This is a genomic window from Maritalea sp. YIW29, from assembly GCF_057219265.1.
On the sequence record NZ_JBXVVF010000002.1, the window covers coordinates 1,098,693 to 1,116,429 of the forward strand.

Genomic DNA, 17,737 nt, shown 5'->3' on the forward strand with positions numbered 1-17,737 from the left:
GCAACGCTAAACTATCCAGGCGGCGTCGGTAAACGAGGCCGCCTTTTGCGTTTAATGACGCCTTCAGCGATTAACAACCCGAAAATGATGGCGAAGAAGCCAATGAATTGGAGCGGCGACAATTGCTCGCCGAACGCGATTGCGCCCAAAGCTATGGCAACGATAGGCACCAAATAATTTGACTGCGCGCAAAATGCTGCTGAGGTTTTGTCCACTAAGCGATAGTAAACAATTGTCGCTGCCCAAGTGGGGATGACCCCAAGATACACGGCAGCGGTCCAACCTTGCCAGTTGATGCTTTTGGGCATGGGTTCGAAGATTAAGGCGCAAATTACCGCAGTGCACGCCGCTACAACCAGCGTTCCATAAGATTTTGTCATTGCCGGCATTTCGATCATCCGGCGAGATATGATGCCGTTAGTCGCATATCCAGACGAAGCTAAAATCAGTAGGGCAAATGGGATGATTGAGATGGCGAAGCTTTCACTCGAATGGTCGCTACCAAGGATAACGGCCGCAACGCCGACAAAACCAATGGCCAAGCTTAGCAGCCGGACGATGGTTGCTTTTTCCTCAGGCAAGAATACTAAAGAGAACAAAAGGACCTGAAACGGTATTGTAGCCATCATAAGGCCAGCCACTGCAGAAGGCAGGTAGGGGATTGCATATGAAACCAAAATAAATGGAATTGCAGTGCCTAATGCACCTAAGAAAAGCATTGCTCGCCATTCATGCCAGTCGCTCGGTAGCCGAACATTTTGCCAACGTGCAAAGGCAATCATGCAACTCGCCGCGACAACAAGTCGAATGGCAACGAGCCACATGGGCCCCACATAATCAACGGCGATCTTGATGCTGAGAAAGGCGCTGCCCCACATAAATACAAGGCTAGCAAGACCGATCCAATCCGATGCAGTGCGCTGTTGTTGATCCATAATTTCCCTGAAACGCGGGCGGAAACCGCCCCAAATGTTGGCTTTTCTACTTAATGTGATTGTTGAATTATTAGGGTTAAAGAACGAGGTTAAGTGCCTTTTAACAAAAAGGCGCAATAATGCCCAGCGAGAAGTCACAGAAATTGGCTTGCGTAACAAGGATTAGAATGATGCTTAAATGGACGATGGCCGCATGTATGGCTGTTGCAACCATGTTCGGAAGCAGCGTATTGGCTGCCGACATGATTGTTCCAGAACCCGAATACCCCACATATCCTGAATTGCCAGAAGTAGATTATGGGCTAACCGGCTCATTCTATCTACGTGGTTCCCTTGGCGGTAATATGCTCTGGGCTCGAAATGTCGAGCTTTGTTGTACGAGCCACACCGTTGATGAAATGGGTTGGGGATACAGTGCTGGTGTTGGCGCTGGTTATGAGTTTGGTGATGGGTGGCGTGTGGACGCTACTGTTGACTATCTTGAGAACTTCGGCATGAAGGCCTCTGGTTACAATATCACTCTGCGCTCAACCGTTGCTTTGGCAAACGTATACTATGATTTCGATCTAGACGGCTTTGGCAAACATTCCGCTGAAGGCGGGTGGACCGGTTATGTAGGCGCTGGCGTAGGTAAGGCGTTTAGCTTGACCTCTGCTACACATGCGGTAAATCCGCATCTTCATGCGGGCTCCGCGCCAGCGACGTCTTGGGCTGCTGCCGGCATGGTTGGCGTTGGGTACGATATGGGTGCGTTGGTCGCCGATGTTGGATATCGAGCTTTGTGGATGAAGGGGTTCTCTACCTCCGGCGGTACAGACCTTTGGGCACAAGATGCCATTGCACACGAAATTCGCGCAAGCTTGCGGTATCGCTTTCACTAAGTAAGTCTTTGCTTAGGATTGTGAATTTTGAACCCCGCGTCGGAAATGACGCGGGGTTTTTGTTGCGAAACGGACGGTTGAATAGGTCGGACTCCGACGTTTAGCCACCACCAAATTCTGCGCGTCTAGAATATTTCATTTGCAATTCGGTCAAAAATCTATATCTCGGTCAGTGGGCCAGCTCTCCCCAACGAGAGTCGCCTATCTGAAAGGGTAGTCACATGACACAGATTTGGAAACCGGACCTTCGTCCGGTAAATCCGCGTTTTTCTAGCGGACCTTGCACTAAACGTCCGGGTTGGACGCCAAACTTCCTTGAAAACAAACATCTTGGGCGCTCGCATCGTGCGAAGCCGGCAAAAGCACGTATTCAGCTCGCGATTGATCTGACACGTGAATTGCTGAACGTGCCGGATGATTATCGGATCGGTATTGTGCCTGCATCTGACACTGGTGCCGTCGAGATGGCACTTTGGTCAATGCTGGGCGCGCGCGGAGTTGATATGCTCGCGTGGGAAAGCTTTGGCGCCGGTTGGGTCACCGATGTGGTGAAACAGCTTAAGCTTGATGATGTGCGGGTGCTGGACGCGGACTATGGCGCATTGCCAGATTTGAATGCCGTAAATTGGACACGAGATGTGGTGTTCACATGGAACGGAACGACATCCGGTGTTCGGGTTCCAAACGCGGATTGGATTGACGCGAACCGTGACGGCCTTGCCATTTGCGACGCGACATCTGCTGCATTTGCACAAGAATTGGATTTCCAAAAGCTCGATGTGGTGACTTTTTCTTGGCAAAAAGTGCTGGGTGGTGAGGGTGCTCACGGGGTGATCATCTTGTCCCCAAAAGCGGTTGAACGGCTTGAAACATTCACGCCAGACCGTCCTTTGCCAAAAATTTTCCGCCTAACTAAAGGTGGGAAATTGATCGAAGGTATCTTTAAAGCTGCAACCATCAATACACCGTCTTTGATGGTAATTGAGGATGCGATTGATGCGATGGAGTGGGCGAAATCGCTCGGACCAGACGCGTTGCGCAAGCGGGCTGATGCGAACTTTAAAGTGCTCAATGACTGGGTAGCAAAAACCGGTTGGGTTGCCAATTTGGCTCAAGATCCAGCGACATGTTCGAACACGTCGGTTTGTCTAAAAATCGTTGATGCGGATATCGCTGCGTTGGATGCAGATGGGCAAGCGGCTTTTGCCAAAGCGATTGCAACACGCTTGGACAATGAAGATATCGCCTACGACATTGGCGCGTATCGCGATGCGCCAGCGGGTTTGCGCATTTGGGCCGGTTCGACTGTTGAAGCTTCAGATCTTCAAGCGCTTACTGCGTGGCTAGATTGGGCTTTTGCAACAGAAAAAGCGGCGCTTTAGAGCGCATTTGATAAGTTTTGCTGGCGGTGAGCCGCCAGCGTTCCCCATATAGAATTGATGGAGGCTTTCATGCCTAAAGTACTTGTATCTGACAAGCTGAGCGAAACAGCTGTACAAATTTTCCGCGATAATGGTGTTGAAGTTGATTTCTTGCCGGATGTTGGCAAGGACAAAGAGAAATTGCTCGAGATTATCGGGCAATATGACGGTCTTGCGATCCGCTCTGCGACAAAGGTCACTGAAAAAGTTATCGCCGCTGCAGAAAATCTAAAGGTTGTTGGTCGCGCGGGTATCGGTGTTGATAATGTTGATATTCCTAAGGCGACGGCCAAGGGAATTATTGTGATGAATACGCCATTTGGCAATTCCATCACCACAGCTGAGCACGCGATTTCACTCCTCTTGTCTCTCGCACGTCAAATCCCGACGGCCGATGCTTCTACCCGCGCCAGCAAGTGGGAAAAATCTCGCTTTATGGGCGTTGAGGTAACCGCCAAGACATTGGGCATTATCGGATGCGGTAATATTGGTGCGATTGTTGCTGACCGCGCTCAAGGTTTGAAAATGAAAGTGATCGCGTTTGACCCGTTCCTAACGGCTGAACGTGCGCTTGATTTGGGTGTTGAAAAAGTTGAACTAGACGAACTTTTGGGTCGTGCGGATTTCATCTCCCTACACACACCACTTACGGACGCGACCAAAGGCATTTTGAGTGCAGAAGCGTTCGACAAGATGAAAGACGGCGTGCGCATTGTGAACTGTGCACGTGGCGGATTGATTGACGAAGCTGCATTAAAAGTGGCGTTGGAAAACGGCAAAGTTGCTGGAGCAGCACTTGATGTGTTCGAGGTTGAGCCGGCAAAAGAAAATCCAATTTTTGATGCACCGAATATCATTTGTACGCCGCACCTTGGTGCGTCTACGACAGAAGCGCAGGAAAATGTTGCGCTGCAAGTTGCTGAGCAAATGAGTGCCTATTTGATGCATGGCGCGATTTCAAATGCGTTGAACTTCCCGTCCATTTCTGCCGAAGAAGCACCTAAACTCATGCCATTTGTGAAATTGGCAGAGAGCTTGGGCAGTTTTGCCGGTCAATTGACCGAAACCAGCATCACTGGTGTTCGCATTGAGTTTGAGGGCGCGGTCGCGGACCTCAACACGAAGCCGATGGTTTCCGCATTGCTTACGGGTGTGCTTAAGCCATTGTTGGGCGACGTGAACATGGTGTCTGCACCAGTTTTGGCGAAAGACCGTGGCATGAATGTTGAAACGGTCAACCGTGAGCAGCAAGGCGTTTATGACAATTACATCCGCCTCACTATCATCACCGAGCGCCAAGAACGCTCTGTTGCGGGTACTGTTTTTGCTGACGGCAAGCCACGCCTCATTCAGGTGAAGGGCGTTAACATGGAAGCTGAAGTGACGCCTTCCATGCTCTATATCACCAATGAAGATAAGCCGGGCTTTGTTGGTCGGTTGGGTATGTTGTTGGGCGATGAAGGGGTCAATATCGCTAACTTCAATCTTGGACGTGTTGAAGAAGGTGGCGACGCTATCGCATTGATCAATATTGATGGCAAACTTGACGAGGGCCAATTGGAGCGGATTAGCGCGCTTGAAGGCGTGCAGCAAGCCAAGCCAATTTATTTCTCTGAGATGTAATTAAGTAGCGGGCTGCAGCCTGTTTTGTAAGAAGGCCGATCCAAGTATGGGTCGGCCTTTTTTTTCGCTCACGCTGGCGTATCGAATTTGCTATGACGCGCTAAAGCCGCGCTATAGCAAAGTCGGTCCCTGCGCGGGCACGGCCAAAAAGTTGGCCGGGCTCCTCGCTTGTTTAGACTTTGAGAAGTGCATCAATTGGCGGGGGTGCCGGGGAAGCGCTGAAGGCGCGACGGCGGCGTGAAAAGAGAGCGGGGGTGCCGGGGAAGCGCTGAAGGCGCGACGGCGGCGTGAAAAGAGAGCGGGGGTGCCGGGGAAGAACCGAAGGCGCGACGGCGGCGTGAATGAGAATTCATGGCTTGTCAGTCCGTTTTTGTGTCCGCGCTTGACGTCGGGGATTTGTAGTGATCCATTAAGTGAAATGAAATCGATTACATTTACCTGAATGTTTGGATCACACCATGAATGATAAAGTAAATTCAGTCCCATTTTCGCTGGCGGGCATAGACCATATTGTCTTCTTGGTGGACGACTTGGAAAAAGCGATGCGCTTCTACCTGGATGTGTTGGGTTGTCGGCCTGGATATTCATATCCTGAATTGGGCATGGAGCAGGTTTGGGCGGGTATATCGCTGATCGTTTTGTGGGATTACACCCATGAAGGTGGGCATGATGCTAAGCCGCCGGTGCTTGGTGGGCGAAATGTGGATCATGTCTGTTTAGCCGCTGGCCCATTTGATCATGACGAACTGCGTTCACATCTTAAGCAACATGGCGTTGAGATCGAGCGCGAAGCGTTTCACGGCGGCGCGCGCGGTGTGGGGCACTCGTTTTATTTCTGTGACCCGTTTGGTAACAAAATTGAACTGAAAGGCCCGCCGCCGCATCCAGACGAGAATTAGAACTTTTGGGCGTGCGTCGGCCTTTTCAATAATGAGGTGGGCGCTCGTCAGTTTCTCCAGCACCACCTGCATCGATTTGTTCCAGTTCCGCATGTAGTTTTGAGATGTCGCGTTGAAGCTTTTCAAACTGAGACCACTGCTCGGTGATCGCTTTGTTCAAATCTTCAATTGTTTGGTCTTGATGGGCGATGTGCGCCTCTAGTGCTTCGATGCGCGACAAAAGGTTCTTTGTGTCAGTCATTGGATTTTGTCTTTTTGTTTGTGCGTGCGGCAAATTCAGCCATCGTTATGCCAGCAATGATAAAGAGCGCTGCGACAAAATGATATTGGTGCAACTTTTCTGAAAGAATCAAGACCGAAAGGATTGCGCCGAATAAGGGGAGCGCATTGATGAACAGGCTTGCCCGGTTTGCGCCGATCAGTTCAACGCCCCTGGCGTAGAAGAGCTGGGAGATGATTGATGGGAACAGCCCAGCATAAAGCACCAGAAGCCACCCGGTGGTGGTGACTTGGGTAAAGTTAAACAACATGGTGGGAAGCCCGCCGGTCACCAACTCGAAAAGTATGGCGGATAGCGTGCCAAACAGAAAAGTCGTAGCGAGAAAACTCATCCAGTGAATTTGAGGTCGGTAGCGCAGCAATACCGAGTATGCCGCATAGATAATGCAGGCAATAAGGATCAGCCCGTCGCCTTGGTTGATATCAAAGGTTAGCAACCTGAGCGGTTCGCCTGCTGTTGCCACAAAGATGACGCCAAAGATGGTTGAAGCGACACCGACAATTTGCAGCCATGTGGTGCGAACCCCGTAAAAGGCGAAATTGGCGATCATCACCATCATCGGGATGGAGGCTTGTTCAATGGCGCCATTGACGGCCGTTGTATATTGCGCACCCAGATAGAGGAATAAGTTGAATCCAGCGAATCCAACACCGCCTGCAAACGCTAAAAACGGAATGCTGGTCCGAATTTTGGGCCAATCGGTCTTAAAATGCGGCAGGGCAAAAGGTAGGATGACAAGAAATCCGAGTAAAAACCGTCCGGCAACGAGGTTTGTTGGTGCGATTTCGCCAACGGCCATCTTGCCGGCCACCATATTTCCGCCCCAAAACAAGGCTGTAAGCACTAAAAGTAGGTAGGGCCGACTAAATAGTTGATGGACGAGATTTTTCGTACCATTTGCGGTCGATTGTGGTTTTGTCATGGGATCACTTTTGCTATACCAGCGACGCTTAACAGGTTTTGGCGTTGCCCGGAATACCCAAAGGTGGGGCGACGGTGACAGTTATGGGCGATTTGTCGGGGCGAAAATGGATCAGTTGATCTGATTAAAAGACAAATTGTTCGGTCTTTAGGAGAACATTTTAATGGCGAATGTGGTTGTTGTCGGCTCCCAGTGGGGAGACGAGGGTAAAGGCAAGATTGTGGATTGGCTGAGTGAACGCGCGGACGTTGTTGTGCGCTTCCAAGGTGGCCACAATGCCGGACACACATTGGTTATTAATGGCGTCACATACAAAACCGCGCTTTTGCCTTCTGGCGTTGTGCGGCCGGGTAAGTTTTCGGTTATCGGAAATGGCGTAGTTGTGGACCCGCACCACTTCGTCGAAGAGCTTGCTTTGTTGCGTGGCCAAGGCGTGGAAATCTCGCCTGACAATCTAATGATTGCTGATAATGCATGTCTAATTCTGTCGCTACACCGCGAACTGGATAGTTTCCGCGAGAGTTCAAATACAGGATTGAAAATCGGCACCACCAAACGTGGCATGGGCCCAGCTTATGAAGACAAAGTCGGCCGCCGCGCCATTCGGGTTTGCGATCTGGCGGATCCTGAAAGTTTGATGTCTAAAATTGAGCGTAATCTGCGTCATCACAATGCCTTACGCCGTGGGCTTGGTATTGATGAAGTGCAACCTCAGGCCATATATGACGAGTTGATGGCTGTGGCTGAAGAGATTTTGCCATTTGCGGGTCGTGTTTGGGAAAAACTGAATAATATGCGTCGGGATGGTAAACGCATTTTGTTTGAAGGTGCGCAGGGCGCATTGCTAGATATTGAACATGGCACATATCCGTTTGTGACATCGTCAAATACAATTGGTGGCCAAGCGGCAAACGGTTCTGGTTTGGGCCCGGGTGCGCTCGACTATGTTTTGGGCATCACCAAAGCCTACACAACCCGCGTCGGCGAGGGACCATTTCCAACTGAACAGCTTAATGAGATCGGTGAATATTTGGGTAAAACCGGCCATGAGTGGGGTGTGAACACCGGGCGCAAACGGCGCTGTGGTTGGTTCGATGCGGTGCTTGTGAAGCAAACAGCGCTGGTTTCTGGCATTAATGGCATCGCGTTGACAAAGCTTGATGTACTTGATGGGATGGAAGAAATTAAGGTTTGCGTGGCATATGAATTGGATGGCGAACGTATTGACTATCTGCCTTCAACCATGAAGGGGCAGGCAAACGTGAAACCGATATATGAAACGCTTGAGGGCTGGAAAGGCACAACCGCAGGGGCACGAAGCTGGGCCGAATTGCCAGCCGAGGCGGTGAAATATGTGCGGCGAATTGAAGAATTAATTGGGACACCTGTTGCAGTTCTATCCACATCTCCGGAGCGATTGGACAGCATTTTGGTGACAGACCCTTTCCAAGACTAAGTTTTTTTCGTTACATAGGTAACGGGGAGTGAGTTTGAGTAGCTAATGGCTGACTATAAAGAGCTTTTGCGTCGGGCGGTTGACGCCTTACCAGAAAATAACGGCATGTCTCGGCGTGCTGTGTATGAGAAGGCGCGTGAAGCGCTGGTTACGCAATTGCGGGCGATTGAGCCGGAGCTTCCTCCGCGTGAAATCACCCAGCATCGGCTTGCTTTGGAAGATTGCATTCGCCAAGTTGAGCAAGAAGCGACCGAGGCACTTCTAAAAGGGCTCAAGGAGGATACCGAAATTGCCGAGGTGCCGGCATTTGTGGCCCCGGCTGTTGAGCCTAGCCCGGCGCCAGTTGAGCCATCCGTTCCAGCTGAACCTGAGCAAATTGTTGAAACAGCGCCGGAGCCGGAACCGGAGGCTTCTCCCGAAGTTACCGTTGAGTTGCCAGCTGAAGCAGATGTGAAAGCAGATAAGCCAGTAGCAACTGAACCTGAGACACCTGTTCAAGATAAGAGCAGGGACAAAGACTCTAAGGATTCTAAACCCGACGCCGCTAACGAGTGTGCGCCTGAGACTGTCGAGCCGCCAGCACCTGCGATAGCTGCTGATGATGTTCCGGCAGCAGAACCGGAAACAAATGTGGTTGAGGAAACCGCACCAGTGGCTGTTGCTGAAGAGGCGAAAGACGCCGCTCCGGTAGAGGAAAAAAGCCCTAAGGCTGAGGAAAAAAGCCCTAAGGCTGAGGAAAAGAGCGCAAAGGTTGACGTTGAGCCAGAAACGGTTACAGCCGTTGCGCCTGACGTTGAAAATGTTGCTGAAACGCCGACTGCTGAAAATACAGTTGAGGCCCCGGTTGAGCCTGCACCAAAGCCTGATGCGGATGTGCCCGCACAGGAAGAGAAATCGCCTGAGCCTAAATTGAGCTCGGTTGACGAGGTTATTGCGGCGGCGCGTGCTGCTTCATCGCAAAAGCAAGTCGTGTCACCAAAAGTCGAGTTGGCGAGCAAAACCGCACCTAATGCAGCTGATAGCGTTAGCGTTGAGCCTGCGCTTTCAAGCGTCCGCGAAGTTGACGTTGATGAAACAGCGCAACAACCGGTTATAAATGTGGATGGGGAAGAACCGCAGGCCGCCATCGACCGCGCGATTAAAGCTTTGGATTTAGAAGCTGAAGGCAAAGACGGCGGTGATTTGGTTTCCAAACCCGCTGATGAGCCGAAGAATGACGATACGCCATCGCCGGTCCCTTCTGCGAAAAATTTGGGTAAGTCGACGACGTCCACCAAGACCGAAGACGACGCGCAAATCGTTGAAGACGAGACCACTGGTGGCAACGGATTGACAGTATTTTTGCTGTTGGTTGTTGTGTTGCTGGCAGGCGCCGGCGGCGGTGCTTATTGGGCTTGGAAAGAAGGGTTTGTTGATTTGAACCCGCTGATGGCCCAGTTGGGTTTGAACAGTCAAACCACAAATGAGCCATCGACCGCCGAAGCACCAAATGAAACGGCAACGCCCTCAGAAGAAACCGTGCCATCGGCCGTGAATGTGCGAGACGTTACGCCAACCACTACAAATGCTTCTGATGTGGTTGAAAATACACCAATTGCGACCACCGAAGAGCGTTTGACGGCAGAACCAGAGCCGATTGTTGAGCCAGAACCTCAAGTCGCCGAAACGGTGCCAGCCGACGCAACTGTCGAAACACCAACAGAAGAAATGCCAACGCCGCAAGATAATCCAGAACCTGCGGACGAGCGTTTGCAGGCCGAAGAAATTGTTACAGCGGATACTGAACAACCCACTTTGAATGTGGAAGATACGAACGTCACGCAAGTTGATGTCGGCTCGCGGTCGATGTTGATTGAAGAACAGGTCACGGGTTCGGGCGGCGCAGTGCCGTTTACGGGCTCAACCCAATGGTCGCGGGATGTTGATGAACTTGGTGCACCAGTGATCAAAGCTTCGGTTTCAGTGCCTGCGCGGAACTTGTCAGTTGACGTTCTTATTCGCAAAAATAGCGATAGTGCGCTGCCTGCGAGCCATTTGGTTGAAGTGAACTTCACGGTCACCCAAAGTTTCCTAGGCGGCGGCATTGCCAGTTTGCCGGGCATCTTGTTGAAAAATGAAGAGTTAGCGCAAGGTACGCCACTCGTTGGTGCATCGGCGCGGATATTCGACAATTCATTTCTGTTTGCGCTCAGCGCGGCAGATGCTGATCTCGTGAAAAATCTCGGCCTATTGTCTGAGCGCGGTTGGATTGATTTCCCGGTGGTTTATTCGACTGGGCGCAAAGCAATCGTGACCCTTGAAAAAGGGACCGAAGGATCAGAGATCTTTGAAGCCGTGTTGGCAGCTTGGGCCATTGAATAGCTAAATGTTTAAGGTGCGGCGCTTAGGGTGCCGTCCTTCAACGTCAGAACTTCGTCCGCTAGCAAGTCAAAATCTGCCTTGTGGTGACTGACAAGAACGGCATGCCATTGGTGCTGTTGCACGAGCTGTTTGACCAATTTCCGCATTTGATCAGCAGTTTTGTCGTCTAGCGCTGAAAAGGGCTCGTCGAGCAATAATATTGGTTGGTTGCGTGCCAGCGTGCGGGCCAAGGCGACCCGTTGTTGCTGCCCACCAGACATTGATGAACATCTTTGATTGACGAATTCAGAAAGCCCTACTTCGTCCAGTTTTTGTGCAATATCCACCTGTTTCTTTATCCCAAGTTGAACATTTTGCTTCGCTGTAAGATGGGGAAAAATATTGTCTTTCTGAAACAGGATCGAAACCGGTCGATCCTCTGGGGCAAGGTTGGATATCTCAGTATCGTTGAGCGATATGGCACCGCTAGATTGGATTTGAAAACCAGCGAGCAAATCCAGCAAGGTTGATTTTCCTGCGCCGCTTTCACCGGATATACCGATAATTTCGCCCGGCTTTACTGTGAAGGAAAATTGATATTGCTGGGCGTTTGGATATGAGAATTCAAGGTCATTAATGGTCAGCATGGTTGCGACCTCCCAATAGGCGAGGGAAAATGAAAAAGCTGAACACGGATATGACCAACAATATTGAGGCGAGCATGGCCGCGTCATTTGAGCGATAGGCACCCAATGCCCGATACATCAGCCAAGGCAAGGTGGTGAAATCGTCTGTGCCGAACAGGGCAATAACGCCGAGGTCGCCAAACGAAAAGCTGAAACCAAGTGCAAACACATAAGCGCATTCTCTGCGCACTAGCGGCAGTTCGATATAGCGGATGCGTTGCCAGCCTTTGATATTGAGGCTTCTGACCAGCCGTTGAGACTTGTTGGCGATCTTTTCGAGTGGTGGACCAAGGGTTGCGTTGGCAAGCGGTAGGGCCAGCAATGCGTTGGCGAGAATGACGACGAAAATGCCGATCTCCCCAGTATCCAATCTGGCGAACCGCGCCAGCAGAAAAAAGCCGAGGCCGAGCACAATGGCGGGTGTTGCGAGATAGGCAAAAACGGGAGCGCTGATCAGGGTGCGCAGAAATTTGGCTTTGGTGCCAATCTGGTTTTGATAGACCAATTCAGCTCGAGAGAAGGCCAGCAGCAAGGCAAGCGAAACTGAAATAATTGCGCTCGCTGTGGCGATCAAAACTGAGGTGAGCAGGGCGTTGATGAATTTTTGTGATGTGATCAGTTTTAACATATCCAAATCTAACCCGTTGACGATGATGATCACCAAGGGACTGGCATAGGCCAGCATCAGGACGGACAATATTACGCCTAAGATCAAATTTGCAGGGCCGCGCGCTGCCCACATATGATTGTCGGACTTGCCGATTAGGATTGAATTGCTTTTCAGGCCAGCTGTGGGGAGGATGATCAACAGACAAAAGATCAATTGTGCAGCGGCTAACAATGCCGCTCGGTTGAGGTCGAAATCTGCCTTAACCGCTTCAAAAATGGCGACTTCGAATGTTGAATTGTTTGGGCCACCGCCAAGCAATAGAACGACAGAAAACGACGTGAAACACATCAGAAAGATCGTGGCGCCAAGGCCAGGCATTGTGCTTTTTAGAACCGGCCAATCCAAAATCTTGAACCGCTGCCACTGGCTTAGGCCAAGTGATTGACCCAGCTTTAGGCTGGTTGTGGGCAGGCCTTGCAACCGATCATAAAAGATGCGCGCCGCAAACGATCCGTTGAGCACGGCATGGGCGGCAAGTATGCCGTGTAGACCAAAAATGGAAAATGGCAGGCGGGAGAACCCGAGGGCTTGGCCAACATCATTAATTAGACCTGCGCGTCCCCAAATGGCCAACAGGCCGAAAGCGACAACAAGCGTTGGCAAGACCAACCCGGCGGACAGGAAGGCCAGCGCCCAAGATTTGCCGACAAATTTCAGTCTGGTCAGCGCTATGGCGACAATACCGCCGGTTGCGAACGCCAGTATAACGGATAGGCCTGCCTGAATGGCGGACATGCGCAGCAGGTGAAAAAGATCAGTGCTGCTTTGGGCTCTGTCACCGAAAAGGCTAGCGGCTTGCCAAATGATGACAATGAGCGCGACGATTAACGCGCCGACACTTAACGCAATGGCAATGCCAAGCAAGAGGCGCGGCGAACGCCAAATCGGCCTTGTAATCTGTGGGAGATTGGCCCCGCCGATAGGGCGGGACCAATTTGAACTATTTGATATCGGCGAAGAACGCATCGATATAAGCTTTTGTGTTTGCGCCAACGGTTTCATCGTCAAGCAACAAAGTTTGTTCCGCTTTTAAAGGCTCAGCAAACCCTTCAGGCAACCCGCCTTCAAGTTCAATCACCGGGAACATCCAATTGGTGGTTGGGATGATTTTTTGCGCCTCTTGGCTCACCAAGAACTGCAAGAAGCCTTGCGCCAACTCTTTTTGCTTTGATGATTTTAGAACGCCTGCAAGTTCAACTTGGACATAGTGGCCTTCGTCAAAAATCGCAGCTGCATAGTTGTCATCTTCTTCGGCGATCTTGTGGTAAGATGGTGACGTGGTGTAGCTGAGCACCATGTCGGCTTCGCCATCAAGGAACAGGCCGTAGCTCTCTGACCAGCCCTTTGTGACGGTTAGAATGTGCGGCGCGAGATCATTCCACATTTCGTTGGTGTCGCCGCCATAAGCCGCCTTTGCCCACAGGACCAAACCAAGGCCGGGTGTTGAAGAACGTGGATCTTGGATAACGAATTTGAAATCTTCGCCCAAATCGGTCAATTGCTCAAAAGATGTAGGCGGCGTTGGGAAATCAGACTTCCGGTAAACAAGGGCGAAATAGCCATAATCGAATGGAACGAATTGATCTGATGAGTAATCGATTGGCAGTTTGACCGCAGAAAGATCCGCGTTGTGCGGTGCGAATAGATCGGTGCTTTTGGCTTCGGCGGCAACACTAGTGTCTAGGCCCAAAATGATGTCGGCCTTCGTGTTTTCGCCTTCCAATTGCGCTTTGCGTAAGGCGCCAATGGAATCTTCGGTGCCGACAAAATCAACGACGCAGCCACACGTTTTTTCAAATCCAGCCTTAAGACCCGGGCCGGGCCCCCAATCCGAAGCAAATCCGTCATAGGTGTAAATGGTGAGCGTTGGCTTTTCGTCCGCCATTGCGGCATGCGCAAATGGAAGTACAGAAAAGAGCGCCGCAATCGTAAGTTTTTTCAAAGACATAATCGTCCCTTTATATGCAAACAGTTGCGGTCGTGCGTAAAAGGGGAAATGACAAGGCTATGTCCCAAAAGGGGCTTGTCATCTCGAGCTCCCTCCGCCAGCATGACCTGGTTCAGGTTCAATGGGTAAAATCTCAGCTCCAATAAATGGAACACCCCAGCGAGACGGGAGCCAACTTAGTTGAAAAATTCACATTTGCAAGCCCCTCAATTGTCTAATCCTGACAATGTGCTTTTGCGCTTTGTCGACCCTGTGATTGTGTTGGGTGGCGGCAATTTTTGCGCCGAACAATTGCGGTCCTTTATCGCCAAGGGCTATCCGCTCATTGCGGCTGACGGTGCAGCAGACGCGGCGTTAGCGCTCGGTCTTGAGCTTGAAGCGGTGATCGGCGATCTTGATTCAGTTCAGGACAAAGGTGCATTTGGAGATGATGTGCGGGTTATCGAGCTGGCGGACCAAGAAACGACTGACTTTGAAAAATGCCTATATTCAATCGACGCGCCCTTGTTCATTTGTTTTGGCATGTTGGGCAAAAGGGTCGACCATACTTTGGCGGCTTTTCACACCATCGCGCGGCATGGGGCGAACAAGCATATTGTTCTGATGGATGATGTGGACGCTACGTTGGGCGTGGTTGGTGATTTCAAACTGGACTTGCCCGTGGGCACTCGTTTTTCTCTTTATCCGTTACAACCCGTTGCGTTTAAGCGTTCTACGGGGCTGAAATATCCGCTTGATGGTTTGACGCTGGATGTTGGAAAACGTATCGGAACGTCAAACGAGTTATGCGCCGCAGAAGTTGAATTGGTGCTAAATGGGCAACATGATGTTCCCTATTTGGTGATCTTGCCAAAAGAGCATTTTGGCGCGATCCTGAACCTCTATTCTTCATAAGATTGTCGGAAACATGATGTATCAGCCGCCCGCATTTCGTGAAACGCGTGAAAGTGTTCTGTTTGATTGTATTGCCCGGCATCCGTTGGCGACGCTGGTGTGCCAGACCTTGGGCGGGCTTGAAGCCAATCACCTTCCCATGCTTTTAGAACCTGACAGTAAGATGTTGCATGCGCACTTGTCGCGGGGTAACGATTTGATCGAGCAGTGCAAAGATGGCGAAGAAGCATTGGCGATTTTTCAAGGGCCAACCCATTATGTGTCCCCAAGCTGGTATCCGGGCAAAAAAGACCACGGCAAGGAAGTGCCAACTTACAATTATATGGTGGTGCACGCGCGGGGGCAGTTGCGGTTTAAGACTGATGTTACTTGGAAGCTGAACCATTTGAACGCGCTGACGGACAAGATGGAACAGGGACGGGCAGAGCCATGGTCTGTTTCCGATGCGCCGGACGATTATGTCGCGAAGCAGCTAAAGGGCCTATATGGGCTAGAACTGGAAATCACCGAATTGGTAGGCAAATGGAAAGTCAGCCAAAACCGGAAGGCTGTCGATAAGCTAGGGGTGATTGCGGGTCTGGATGCTGACGGCGATCAAGACGCGCATGAAATGGCGGCGTTTATCAAGGCTGGGCTTTAGATCAGTCCACCATTAATCTTTTGTTTACAATCATTTGCACGCGGGTTTTTGGTTCAGGTTCGTGCCATGTTGCTGCCCAATTTGGCGCATGAATTGGCATAAGGATATTTATTGAATTAATTTTTGGGACAATTTTGTGCACACTCGAACAATAGCCAGCGCTATGGCGTCTTTTTTCATGCTTTTTGCCGGCGCCTATGCCGCATTTTCGCAGGCAGACCCCATACAGTGCGACGTGCCGGTTTCGGAGAAGATTTGTTACACGCTGTCTCATAAATCGCGGGATTGTATCGAGCCGCCCAAGGAATTAGCGGTCTATAAGTTGGACAAACAACTTGAGTTGATTTTTGATGTTGCACCGCCAGCAATGCGACAGACCATGTGTGATTTAGATAAATTGTTCGTGGCAAAAGAATTTAAAGAGCACGCTTCTGGTTTCCAAAGAAGCACGGAAATGTACTTGAGCTGGCAAGCGTTGGGGAAGTTCCAGCGAAGTTATGCAAACCTGATTGAAAGCGCATTTTCTCGGTTTGCACGCGGTGCGACCTTTTACAAAACTGATGACGATGTTGAGCCGGGTCTGTGGCGGCTTGAAGACGCATATCAGCTTGAATATGAGGTTGAATACACAAAGCAACGTCATACGGAGCTAAATTATCCACTTGCCTATCTAATCTTTCATGAGCTCGCGCACCTGATGGAAAAACATCCAAGGTTAAACAACCTGTTTGGTTCGGACTATTTTGTCTGCAATTCGCAAATTCAATCCGCGCAAAAAGAGAAAATCTTGGCATCCGATAATGTGCTCAAGGGCTATGTTTCGGCATTGGATACTTATCCGCAGGCGGGACAAAATAGTTCTTTGCTTCGGGAACTAGAACAATCGAATTACACAACGACCTACGCTCTAGCCAATTCAGGCGAAGACTTTGCTGAAACAATGGCGGAGTACATCATGTTTGAACATCTCGGCGTCAATTTTCGCATTCGCAAGGGGGACGACGTGCTGTTTGACCGAGCGAAACAATTGCAAAATCAGAATATGAAAGCAAAGCTTGATGTCGTTAGAATGGTCCTGACTTGGCCATTGAAGTCGAAGAAGGAAAAACGCGCGTTGCGGTTGGACCGAAAGCTTTGTCGGGGCATGTTTGACCCGAAGCTCATGACGGCATTGAACTAAACTTTGAAGACAAGGCGCAGGCTTTGGAGCCTGCGCTAATCAAGGTTAAGCAGGTTGAGGGTCGTTCTCTAAGACCTGCTTTTTTACTTCAACTTGCACTTTTTCAAATGCACGCACCTCAATTTGGCGGATGCGTTCGCGGGAAACTTCGAACTTTTGGGCTAGCTCTTCCAAAGTCAAAGGCGGCTCGCGCAAACGACGGGCTTTGAAGATTTCTTGTTCGCGTTCGTTCAACACGCCCATGGCGTTCTTAAGCAGGCCCATGCGCTCGTCATATTCTTGCGCGTCACCCAGTTGGGTTTCTTGGTCGGGCTCTTCGTCTACCAACCAATCTTGCCATTGGGATGCACCTTCGTCCGAACGCATTGGCGCGTTTAGCGAAGCATCGCCGGTTAGGCGCTGGTTCATTGAAACAACGTCATCCTCAGACACTTTTAGGGTCGTGGCGATTTGTTTGATTTGATCAGGGTGTAATGCGCCATCATCAAGGGCAGCGATCTGACCTTTGATTTTGCGTAGATTGAAGAAGAGGCGTTTTTGCGCCGCAGTGGTGCCGATTTTCACAAGCGACCAAGAGCGCAAAACATATTCTTGGATTGACGCGCGGATCCACCACATGGCGTAGGTGGCGAGGCGGAAGCCTTTATCAGGCTCAAACCGTTTTACCGCCTGCATCAAGCCTACATTTCCCTCAGAAATAACTTCAGAAATCGGCAATCCATACCCGCGATATCCCATGGCGATTTTTGCCACGAGGCGCAGGTGTGACGTGATGAGTTTTTGGGCGGCTTGGGGGTCTTCGTGCTCTTTATAGCGTTTTGCGAGCATAAATTCCTCGTCATGCGGAAGCATGGGGAATTTGCGGATCTCTTGCAAATAGCGCGATAAACCATCGTCCGATGACAATGTGGGCAGATTTGTTTGGGCCATAAAGCACCCCCCGTTTGTTTGCGCGCCGCTAT

The 17,737-nt window shown here is 50.6% G+C and carries 16 protein-coding genes and 1 riboswitch; of the genes, 9 read left to right on the plus strand and 7 right to left on the minus strand.

Going from position 1 to position 17,737, the window contains the following annotated elements; genetic code table 11:
- Positions 1-11 precede the first annotated feature (11 nt).
- Complete coding sequence (locus AC2D8L_RS14690; protein ID WP_484686223.1) at positions 12-935, minus strand: DMT family transporter; 924 nt, start codon at positions 933-935, stop codon at positions 12-14.
- A gap of 170 nt (positions 936-1,105) precedes the next feature.
- Between AC2D8L_RS14690 and AC2D8L_RS14695 the strand changes: the two genes are divergently transcribed.
- The 4 genes from AC2D8L_RS14695 (at position 1,106) to AC2D8L_RS14710 (ending at position 5,759) form a co-directional block, all read left to right on the plus strand.
- Positions 1,106-1,816, plus strand: coding sequence for an outer membrane protein (locus AC2D8L_RS14695; protein ID WP_484686224.1), 711 nt, complete (start codon positions 1,106-1,108; stop codon positions 1,814-1,816).
- Positions 1,817-2,037: 221 nt separating this feature from the next.
- Entirely contained in the window at positions 2,038-3,198 is a 1,161-nt protein-coding gene (locus tag AC2D8L_RS14700) for a phosphoserine transaminase (RefSeq protein WP_484686225.1), read from the plus strand.
- Positions 3,199-3,267: 69 nt separating this feature from the next.
- On the plus strand, positions 3,268-4,860 hold the full coding sequence (gene serA, locus AC2D8L_RS14705; protein ID WP_484686226.1) for a phosphoglycerate dehydrogenase: 1,593 nt from the start codon (positions 3,268-3,270) through the stop codon (positions 4,858-4,860).
- 458 nt (positions 4,861-5,318) lie between these two features.
- Entirely contained in the window at positions 5,319-5,759 is a 441-nt protein-coding gene (locus AC2D8L_RS14710; RefSeq protein WP_484686227.1) for a VOC family protein, read from the plus strand.
- A 25-nt stretch (positions 5,760-5,784) separates the two neighbouring features.
- Here AC2D8L_RS14710 and AC2D8L_RS14715 read toward each other — a convergent pair whose 3' ends face one another.
- Both AC2D8L_RS14715 and AC2D8L_RS14720 read right to left on the minus strand, forming a co-directional pair.
- Entirely contained in the window at positions 5,785-6,000 is a 216-nt protein-coding gene (locus tag AC2D8L_RS14715; RefSeq protein ID WP_484686228.1) for a SlyX family protein, read from the minus strand.
- Positions 5,993-6,961 (minus strand): DMT family transporter, encoded by a 969-nt coding sequence (locus tag AC2D8L_RS14720; RefSeq protein WP_484686229.1) that lies wholly within the window; start codon positions 6,959-6,961, stop codon positions 5,993-5,995. Before AC2D8L_RS14720 ends, AC2D8L_RS14715 begins: the two co-directional genes overlap by 8 nt.
- Positions 6,962-7,124: 163 nt before the next feature.
- On the opposite strand from AC2D8L_RS14720, the gene AC2D8L_RS14725 reads away from it, so the two are divergent.
- Both AC2D8L_RS14725 and AC2D8L_RS14730 read left to right on the plus strand, forming a co-directional pair.
- A complete protein-coding gene (locus tag AC2D8L_RS14725) occupies positions 7,125-8,417 on the plus strand; it encodes an adenylosuccinate synthase (protein ID WP_484686230.1) in 1,293 nt (430 codons plus the stop codon).
- A gap of 45 nt (positions 8,418-8,462) precedes the next feature.
- The gene (locus AC2D8L_RS14730; RefSeq protein ID WP_484686231.1) at positions 8,463-10,778 is read left to right on the plus strand and encodes a DNA polymerase III subunit gamma/tau domain-containing protein; all 2,316 of its coding nucleotides are present in this window, start codon (positions 8,463-8,465) and stop codon (positions 10,776-10,778) included.
- Between the two features lie 8 nt (positions 10,779-10,786).
- Here AC2D8L_RS14730 and AC2D8L_RS14735 read toward each other — a convergent pair whose 3' ends face one another.
- Genes AC2D8L_RS14735 through thiB form a run of 3 tightly spaced genes read right to left on the minus strand, consistent with a single transcriptional unit; the run spans position 10,787 to position 14,061 of the window.
- Positions 10,787-11,404, minus strand: a complete 618-nt coding sequence (locus AC2D8L_RS14735) for an ATP-binding cassette domain-containing protein (protein ID WP_484686232.1) — start codon at positions 11,402-11,404, stop codon at positions 10,787-10,789.
- Complete coding sequence (locus tag AC2D8L_RS14740; protein WP_484686233.1) at positions 11,391-13,106, minus strand: ABC transporter permease family protein; 1,716 nt, start codon at positions 13,104-13,106, stop codon at positions 11,391-11,393. The genes AC2D8L_RS14735 and AC2D8L_RS14740 overlap by 14 nt, the downstream gene beginning before the upstream one ends.
- Positions 13,054-14,061 (minus strand): thiamine ABC transporter substrate binding subunit, encoded by a 1,008-nt coding sequence (thiB, locus tag AC2D8L_RS14745; protein WP_484686234.1) that lies wholly within the window; start codon positions 14,059-14,061, stop codon positions 13,054-13,056. Before thiB ends, AC2D8L_RS14740 begins: the two co-directional genes overlap by 53 nt.
- Positions 14,062-14,133: 72 nt before the next feature.
- Positions 14,134-14,230: riboswitch (TPP riboswitch) on the minus strand.
- A gap of 11 nt (positions 14,231-14,241) precedes the next feature.
- Between thiB and AC2D8L_RS14750 the strand changes: the two genes are divergently transcribed.
- The 3 genes from AC2D8L_RS14750 (at position 14,242) to AC2D8L_RS14760 (ending at position 16,775) form a co-directional block, all read left to right on the plus strand.
- Positions 14,242-14,955 carry a thiamine diphosphokinase gene (locus tag AC2D8L_RS14750; protein WP_484686235.1) on the plus strand — a complete coding sequence of 238 codons (714 nt, stop codon included), beginning with the start codon at positions 14,242-14,244 and terminating at the stop codon, positions 14,953-14,955.
- Between the two features lie 16 nt (positions 14,956-14,971).
- Positions 14,972-15,595, plus strand: coding sequence for an FMN-binding negative transcriptional regulator (locus AC2D8L_RS14755; protein WP_484686236.1), 624 nt, complete (start codon positions 14,972-14,974; stop codon positions 15,593-15,595).
- A 136-nt stretch (positions 15,596-15,731) separates the two neighbouring features.
- The gene (locus tag AC2D8L_RS14760; protein WP_484686237.1) at positions 15,732-16,775 is read left to right on the plus strand and encodes a hypothetical protein; all 1,044 of its coding nucleotides are present in this window, start codon (positions 15,732-15,734) and stop codon (positions 16,773-16,775) included.
- A gap of 45 nt (positions 16,776-16,820) precedes the next feature.
- Here AC2D8L_RS14760 and rpoH read toward each other — a convergent pair whose 3' ends face one another.
- On the minus strand, positions 16,821-17,705 hold the full coding sequence (gene rpoH, locus AC2D8L_RS14765) for an RNA polymerase sigma factor RpoH (RefSeq protein ID WP_484686238.1): 885 nt from the start codon (positions 17,703-17,705) through the stop codon (positions 16,821-16,823).
- Between the last annotated feature and the right edge of the window lie 32 nt (positions 17,706-17,737).

Coding starts and splice junctions, on each gene's coding strand:
- AC2D8L_RS14690 (WP_484686223.1), bottom strand. CDS start 935: ATGGATCAACAACAGCGCACTGCATCGGATTGGATCGGTCTTGCTAGC.
- thiB (WP_484686234.1), bottom strand. CDS start 14,061: ATGTCTTTGAAAAAACTTACGATTGCGGCGCTCTTTTCTGTACTTCCA.
- AC2D8L_RS14755 (WP_484686236.1), top strand. CDS start 14,972: ATGTATCAGCCGCCCGCATTTCGTGAAACGCGTGAAAGTGTTCTGTTT.
- AC2D8L_RS14715 (WP_484686228.1), bottom strand. CDS start 6,000: ATGACTGACACAAAGAACCTTTTGTCGCGCATCGAAGCACTAGAGGCG.
- AC2D8L_RS14725 (WP_484686230.1), top strand. CDS start 7,125: ATGGCGAATGTGGTTGTTGTCGGCTCCCAGTGGGGAGACGAGGGTAAA.
- AC2D8L_RS14720 (WP_484686229.1), bottom strand. CDS start 6,961: ATGACAAAACCACAATCGACCGCAAATGGTACGAAAAATCTCGTCCAT.
- AC2D8L_RS14735 (WP_484686232.1), bottom strand. CDS start 11,404: ATGCTGACCATTAATGACCTTGAATTCTCATATCCAAACGCCCAGCAA.
- AC2D8L_RS14710 (WP_484686227.1), top strand. CDS start 5,319: ATGAATGATAAAGTAAATTCAGTCCCATTTTCGCTGGCGGGCATAGAC.
- rpoH (WP_484686238.1), bottom strand. CDS start 17,705: ATGGCCCAAACAAATCTGCCCACATTGTCATCGGACGATGGTTTATCG.
- AC2D8L_RS14695 (WP_484686224.1), top strand. CDS start 1,106: ATGCTTAAATGGACGATGGCCGCATGTATGGCTGTTGCAACCATGTTC.
- serA (WP_484686226.1), top strand. CDS start 3,268: ATGCCTAAAGTACTTGTATCTGACAAGCTGAGCGAAACAGCTGTACAA.
- AC2D8L_RS14700 (WP_484686225.1), top strand. CDS start 2,038: ATGACACAGATTTGGAAACCGGACCTTCGTCCGGTAAATCCGCGTTTT.
- AC2D8L_RS14730 (WP_484686231.1), top strand. CDS start 8,463: ATGGCTGACTATAAAGAGCTTTTGCGTCGGGCGGTTGACGCCTTACCA.